Here is a 622-nt window from a genome sequence, read left to right on the forward strand (position 1 = left end):
CCGCTGACGGAAGCGCAAACCAAACGTAACCGCTATTTGTCGAAGACCCGGTATGTGGTCGAACAAAGCTTCGGTACGCTGCACCGTAAATTTCGCTATGCCCGGGCAGCCTATTTTGGTCTACTCAAAGTGAGTGCGCAAAGCCATCTGAAGGCGATGTGTTTGAACCTGTTGAAAGCGGCCAATAGGCTAAGTGTGCCTGTTGCCGCCTAAAAGGCGGTCCGGATGCCTGATTATGGGGCGTCCGGGGAGGATTAAGGGGGTATTTGGGTAAAATCAGGAGTGATTGGGGGCGAAAACAGCCGAAAACCTGTGTTTGGGTTTCGGCTGTCGTGGGAAGGGCTTTTTTGCAAAGGTTTCTGTTTGCGTTTTGTCTGTTTTGAGTTTCAGACGAGCTTGTTTGCTAAACGATATTGGGGTCGTCTGAAAAATAGGGAAAACTGGGTGGGCGGATTTTGCGGGATGTGGATGGACTCAATTCGTTGGAGTAGGGGCGGGGAGTAGGGTAGGGATATGGGCGAAGAAGGATAGGTTGTGCGTCTTCGATGAAACGGATATAGGCTGTTGCTGAAAAACAGGTAAACGGGCATTAAAAAAGGTCGTCTGAAAATTTTCAGACGAC

2 protein-coding genes are annotated in these 622 nt (G+C 49.8%); one reads left to right on the plus strand and one right to left on the minus strand.

Annotated features, from left to right (window positions below):
* A partial coding sequence (locus HMPREF2572_RS11945; RefSeq protein WP_070498845.1) for an IS5/IS1182 family transposase occupies window positions 1–213 on the plus strand: 213 nt, incomplete at its 5' end.
* A gap of 173 nt (window positions 214–386) precedes the next feature.
* Here HMPREF2572_RS11945 and HMPREF2572_RS14945 read toward each other — a convergent pair.
* A partial coding sequence (locus tag HMPREF2572_RS14945) for a hypothetical protein (protein WP_210385317.1) occupies window positions 387–622 on the minus strand: 236 nt, incomplete at its 5' end.

The organism is Neisseria sp. HMSC064E01, assembly GCF_001808875.1.
Classification (GTDB): Bacteria; Pseudomonadota; Gammaproteobacteria; order Burkholderiales; family Neisseriaceae; genus Neisseria; species Neisseria sicca_A.